The 1,321-nt window shown below is 69.7% G+C and carries 1 protein-coding gene and 1 other annotated feature; the gene reads left to right on the top strand.

Going from position 1 to position 1,321, the window contains the following annotated elements; translation table 11 throughout:
- Positions 1 to 52: 52 nt before the first annotated feature.
- A protein-coding gene (locus E9565_RS21830; protein WP_374201473.1) for an IS3 family transposase occupies positions 53 to 1,305 on the top strand; the annotation gives its coding sequence in 2 pieces (ribosomal slippage) (positions 53 to 341 and positions 341 to 1,305; 1,254 coding nt in all).
- Positions 331 to 462: a sequence feature (AL1L pseudoknot), on the top strand. It overlaps the preceding gene by 132 nt.
- Positions 1,306 to 1,321 lie beyond the last annotated feature (16 nt).

The following is a 1,321-nucleotide window of genomic DNA, read 5'->3' as shown; positions in this document are numbered from 1 at the left end:
TGTCCCGCCCCGGGTCTGATGGAGGCTCTCAATCCACGTGAGGATGAGAGTCATGGCGGCACCGAGGAAGTACCCCGACGAGCTGCGGGAGCGGGCGACGCGGATGGCGGTGGAGGCCCGGCAGGACCCGGCCACCCGCGCAGGCGCGCTGGCGCGGATCGCCAAGCAGTTGGGCATCAACCCCGAGACGTTGCGCAACTGGGTGACTCAGGCCGAGATCGACGGCGGGGTGCGCCCGGGCACCACGACCGACGACGCGCGGCGGATCGCCGAGTTGGAACGGGAGAACCGCGAGCTGCGGCGGGCGAACGAGATTCTGAAGACCGCGTCGGCGTTTTTCGCGCAGGCGGAGCTCGACCGCCGACTGAAGTAGTTGTCGAGTTCATCGACGAGCACAAGGAGCGCTTCGGGGTCGAGCCGGTCTGCGCGGCGTTGAAGGACGCCGGCGTGCAGATCGCCCCGAGCACCTACTACGCGCACCGGAGCCGGCCACCCTCGGCCCGGTCACAGACGGACGCGGCGACCACCGCGGTGATCGAGCGTGTGCACGCGGAGAACTTCGGCGTCTACGGAGCGCGGAAGGTGCACGCCGAGCTGCGCCGGCAGGGCCATCGGGTGGCCCGGTGCACCGTCGAGCGGTTGATGCGCCGCCGCGGTCTGCGCGGCATCAGCCGGGCTAAGGGGCCGCGGACCACGGTGCCTGGCGCCGGGCCGGACACCCGCCCGGACCTGGTCGACCGGGCGTTCACCGCGACCGGGCCCGACCAGCTGTGGGTCGCCGACATCACCTACTGCCGCACCTTCTCCGGCTGGGTGTACGCCGCCTTCGTCATCGACGTGTTCTCCCGCCGGGTAGTGGGCTGGCAGCTGTCGAAGTCGTTGCGGACCGATCTGGCGCTGGACGCGCTGGAGATGGGCATCTGGACCCGCCGGCGCGCCGGTCGCGACGTCGGCGGATTGATCCATCACTCGGACAAGGGCGTGCAATACGTCGCGGTGCGGTACACCCAGCGCCTCGCCGAGGCCGGCGCCGTGGCCTCGGTGGGCTCCACCGGTGACAGCTATGACAATGCGCTGGCTGAGGCGTTCAACTCACTGTTCAAGGCCGAGCTCGTCCGCAACAAGGGTCCGTGGAAGAGCATCGACGACCTCGAGATCGCCGTCGCCGAGTACATCGACTGGTTCAACCACCGACGACTGCACGGCGAACTCGGTCTCGTTCCACCGGCCGAGCACGAGGACACCTTCTACCGGCACAACCCCGCGGCGGCTACCGTCGCCGCGTCAGTTTCGAGCCTCCACTGAACCCGGGGCGGGACAG

The organism is Blastococcus sp. KM273129 (assembly GCF_021698995.1).
In the GTDB taxonomy this organism is placed as follows: Bacteria; Actinomycetota; Actinomycetes; order Mycobacteriales; family Geodermatophilaceae; genus Blastococcus.
Note: the sequence above shows the minus strand (reverse complement) of the source record. Positions and strands in the feature narration are given on the sequence as shown.